The organism is Flavobacterium sp., from assembly GCF_044368625.1.
In the GTDB taxonomy this organism is placed as follows: domain Bacteria; phylum Bacteroidota; class Bacteroidia; order Flavobacteriales; family Flavobacteriaceae; genus Flavobacterium.
Genome location: NZ_JBIPPD010000234.1, coordinates 1 through 4,746 on the forward strand (window position 1 = coordinate 1; position 4,746 = coordinate 4,746).

Sequence of the window (4,746 nt, forward strand, 5' to 3'; positions counted from 1 at the left end):
CTAAAGACGGGTTATTAAGGCAGCATTATTTTGTAGCTGACAAATACGAAGATTTAAATCTATTTTCATTATTGTATAATGAATATATTGACATAAAAAAAAGTGAAAAAACAACGAACCGCTAACACGGGTAACCGTTGCACAACTCTTTCAAAAACTAAACTTTCCAAGAATAATTACAAAAGCAACCTCGTTTGTCCCGAAGTTTCGGGATTCTAAACGAGGTTTGGTTTTGATATAAAGTTTTTGTTTCTAAAAATAAGAAGGCTTAAAACAATCCAATTAAAGCTTAAAAAAATGGTTTTTAGACAAGTGTGCCATTTTTCTTGTTCTAAAGTTACTTCTTGTGCCTTGCTCTTTGGTTTTCGGGCAATGAACTTGAGGTATTTCTTGAGGTTGTAGGTCAAGGCTGCCATCAAAACATGTTTGTTGGCTTGCTTTATTCCTCTCGTATTGACACGTTTCATATTGGTAAAGTTGATCAGTGTTCCTAATACTGGTTCTACTGTTTTGCTTCTTATCTTAGACATTCGCTTGGCATACTCGGGGTTTAGGGTAAGCTTTTGGTGCATCTTCTCGTAGTGTTCTTTGTGGATGCTGTCGTCCAGCTTCTTGAAATTGGTTTTCATTCCACAACATTGCTCTCGAAGTGGACATTTCCTGCAATCGCTCTCACTGCTTCTATAGGTTCGTTTGGTGTAACCTTTGCTGTCTGTTTTCTCGACCTTGAAAAGAAGCTTAGCTTTGTTCCCACCTTCTTTAGTACACTGGTAGTAGTTGCCCATTTTTTGAAGTTCGAACCCTTCGCGGTGCGGGACGTATTGCCCGAAGTTGGGCATCCAAGCATTGATTGTGTTATCGTTTAAGTATTTTAAAGCTTCGCCACTACTGTAGCCTGCATCGGCTAAAATTTCGCCTAGTTCTATTTGGTTTTCTTCTAAATTTTCTTTGGCGAGTTCTACTATATGTTCCAAACACTGACTGTCGCGTTTGTCGGCAAAATCTGCACAAGCTCCGGTGATGACATGGTTTTGATCATCTACAGCTATTTGTCCAAAGTAATTGAGTTGGCGTGCCTTGCCGGGTTTTACACTTACTCTGGCATCAGGATCAGTGGGACTGTAATGGGTGTGATTCGATAAATATTTAGGTCGGATTAAGTTGCCATTTTCGTCTTTTCTGTCCCCTTTAGTACTTCCCTTGGGCTGAGCTTTGTAGGTTTCTGTTTTCCAATCATGGTGTTGGTCCACGAGCTTTTTTCGGGTTTGACTCACTTTGTATTCGCTGTTTTCATTGAGTTCCTGAGTATAATAATCAGCATCGTCTAAAACTTCCTTCTCTACCAAGCTATCCATCGAAGCATTGGCTTTGATAAAAGCACTGTCAACCGCTTGCCGTTTGCCACGAACCATTCCTTTTTCCACACAAAGCGAAAGTACTTTTTTGAATAATTCCATAAATACTTCCTCTCCATACAATTGACGCGTTCTGCTAATGGTACTGTGCCAAGGTAGTGCTTCGTCAATATCATACCGAATAAACAAACGAGTATCCAAACAATTGGAACAATATTCAATGAGTTTTCTGTCGGAATTGATATTGTTCAAGTAGCCAATTAGACAAATCTTGAAAAATACAACAGGGTCAATACTTTCCTGACCTTCTTCTCCATAATACGCTTTTGTAGCTTTGTATAAAAACCGAAAGTCAATGGCTTTATCTAACAATCGGTAAAAATTATGCTCTGGAATCAAGTCCTGTAAATGAACTTGGTAGAGCATTTTTGGGGTGAGTTCTTTTTTTCCTTGCATGACTAAAATTACAAAAATTGAATCTTTTTTGCAAGATCTTTTTGGTATATTTCAGGAGTTGTGCAACAAGCACTGACGTTGTGTGCTATAATTCCGCTGAACGTAAACTACAAGAAAAAAATCAAAAATTTATTTGCCAATTGTTAACTTTTAAGATAACTTTGTCAAATGAGCAGAGAAATTATATTTTACGAAAATCATTTTATTGAGTTTTATCAAAGTCAAGATGAAAAAGTAAAAGAAAAAATGAAATATGTTCTTGAATTAATAAAACAAGTTGAGAAAGTTCCGGAAAAATTTTTAAAACATCTGACAGGAACAAACGGACTTTATGAAATAAGAATTGAATATCAGTCAAATATTTATAGAATATTTTGTTGCTTTGATAAAGGGAAATTGGTTGTGCTTTTTAATGGTTTTCAGAAAAAATCTCAAAAGACACCAAAAAATGAATTGGAAAAAGCATTGAATTTAATGAACGAGTATTTTAAACAAAAAAACATTTAAAATGAAAGATTATAAAAACATAAAAAATTTCGACCAACTTATTGAAGTTGAACACGGAAAAATCGGAACAGAAAGTAGAAATAGCTACGAAGAAAAATCACAGATGTTCATCATAAGCCAAATGCTTAAAGACGCTCGAAAAGAAGCTAAAATAACTCAAGAGCAATTGGCAGAAAAAACTGGAACAAAAAAAAGCTACATTTCGAGAATTGAAAACGGAAAAGGAAATATTCAACTTTCAACATTAATAAGAATCTTTGAAATAGGATTAAATAAAAGAATTGGGTTAACCTTTTTGTAAGTAACTATTATTACAGCACACAACAGCTAGGGTTTCGTTGCGGCTGAAAGCCAAACATTATCTAAACTCGAACTCGTGTCATTGTCTCTTAAATGATTACTGAACAGCAATCAAACAAATTGTAAACCCAAAACTTCCCCTTACGAATACAACAACGGCAACAACACACTTGCCAAAACCAGCAAAACAATTGATAATATCCCGCCAATGATGAAGAAATGTTTGAATTTATAAATCCCCATTCCGTAAATGATGGCGTTGGTTTGGTAACCCATAGGGGTATAAAAACTGAAATTGGCACCAAACATCACGGCGTACAAAAGCGGTTTCGGATTCAAATTCATTTTTACAGCAACCGCAATTACGATTGGTGCAAAAACAATAGCCGTTGCATTGTTACTGATAAAACCGCTCATTAGCATCGTAAAGGCAAACACAATCGAAATAATTACCGGCGTGGGAACCGATTTTAAAACACTTTGTAAATGGTCGGCAATGAAAACATCGGTTCCGGTATTTTTCATTGCAATACCTAGCGGAATCATTCCTGCCAATAAAAAAATAACTTGCCAGTTGATTCCGCTATAAGCGTCTTTCAACTGAATACAGCCGGTAAATAGACACAAGGCGACTCCTAACAAAGCACTTTTCAAAATCGTAAATGTATTGGATGCCGATAAAACAATAACCAACAAAATGGCTGCAAATGAGATGATCTTTTTGAACTTAGGGATGTTGGCCATCGTTATGACCGTGTTGGAAAACAGCAATTCGTTGTTGCGTGCCAACTTCTGGATTTCGGTTAAATTTCCCGTTAGCAACACGCGATTTCCGGGGGTGAGAAATTTTTTATTGAAAAACTGCTTAAAAAAATTAGGAAACGAACCGTAGCGTTTTTCACTGTTGATTCCTTTTACAAAAACATTTTCGGGCAAGTTATCATCAAATTCTCGAATCGACATATTGATAAACCGCGAATTAGGCAAAACAATTACTTCATGAAATTCATTGGCATATACTTCCTTCGCCGCATTCTGATCCACGCCCAAAATACTAACACCCAAACCCTCCGTTTTTGATCTCAAATCTTCAATCGTTAAGTCCAACCACAATATGTCGTTCTCCTGCAAAATTTCAGTTTTCAATTCGGTTTTTAAATATTTACAACCACGCTGAATTTTGATCAACTCAATGTCATTTTCACCCCAAATTTCGGTTTCATTTACGGGTTTGCCTATCAAAATCGAGCCTTCATTAATTCGGACAGACGTAATGTAACCGTACTTATGCATTAAAACTTCATCATCATCAACTACTTTTTTGGGCAAAATCTTTTGACTTAAAAAATAAATAATGGGTATTGCAACCAATAAAAAAATTAGACCCGCGAATGAAAATTCAAAAAATGAAAACCTTCCTATACCACTTTTTTGCGAAATTCCCGACACAATCAGGTTGGTACTGGTTCCCATCAACGTGCAACTTCCTCCTAAAATTCCAGCAAACGAAACCGGCAACAGGACTCGAGATTTATCGATTTTGCCCAATTTGTCCAGTTCATTAAAGAGTTTTATGAATATAATTACAACGGCAGTCGTGGCAATAAAAGAGGAAAATAGTCCTACAAAAATCATCAGCAATGGCAGAAAAACCCAAAAAGGCCAATTGGCCATCGGAATAATTTTGGTCGCCATACATGACACGACGCCATTTTTTTCCAAACCTGTAGCAATAATCATCAAGCACAAAATAGTTAGAACGGAAGGGTCTGAAAATCCAGAAATGGCTTCTTCGGGAGTGACAATCGCAAAAATCAACAAACTGATCAGAATAAAAAACGAGGTCTTATCGACCGTAAACTTTTCGCTCACAAATAAGCCAAAAGCTACGATTAAAATTCCAATAACAATTCCAATTTCTAACGTCACTGATTTTTGATTAAGAAAGTTAAAAGTAAAGAAAAGGTATTGGCAATCCTTTATAAAATTTAAAATTAAAGTTAACCCGTTGGGTGTAATTATTTGCAGTAAAATAAATGGATTAGATATTGGTCAAGATACTGAAATTCAGTATCTTGAAGTCTCCAAACAAACCAATATCTATGACAAATATAGTGAAAAATTATTT

At 35.8% G+C, this 4,746-nt stretch carries 4 protein-coding genes; 2 read left to right on the forward strand and 2 right to left on the reverse strand.

What is annotated here, in order from left to right; genetic code table 11:
* Positions 1-215: 215 nt before the first annotated feature.
* Positions 216-1,781 (reverse strand): IS1182 family transposase, encoded by a 1,566-nt coding sequence (locus ACIQ2X_RS13830; protein WP_396179525.1) that lies wholly within the window; start codon positions 1,779-1,781, stop codon positions 216-218.
* Between the two features lie 198 nt (positions 1,782-1,979).
* Between ACIQ2X_RS13830 and ACIQ2X_RS13835 the strand changes: the two genes are divergently transcribed.
* Both ACIQ2X_RS13835 and ACIQ2X_RS13840 read left to right on the forward strand, forming a co-directional pair.
* Entirely contained in the window at positions 1,980-2,318 is a 339-nt protein-coding gene (locus ACIQ2X_RS13835) for a type II toxin-antitoxin system RelE/ParE family toxin (RefSeq protein WP_396179526.1), read from the forward strand.
* Position 2,319: 1 nt separating this feature from the next.
* Positions 2,320-2,619, forward strand: a complete 300-nt coding sequence (locus tag ACIQ2X_RS13840) for a helix-turn-helix domain-containing protein (protein WP_396179527.1) — start codon at positions 2,320-2,322, stop codon at positions 2,617-2,619.
* Positions 2,620-2,759: 140 nt separating this feature from the next.
* Here the strand turns inward: ACIQ2X_RS13840 and ACIQ2X_RS13845 are convergent, their stop codons facing one another.
* A complete protein-coding gene (locus ACIQ2X_RS13845) occupies positions 2,760-4,547 on the reverse strand; it encodes an SLC13 family permease (RefSeq protein ID WP_396179528.1) in 1,788 nt (595 codons plus the stop codon).
* Between the last annotated feature and the right edge of the window lie 199 nt (positions 4,548-4,746).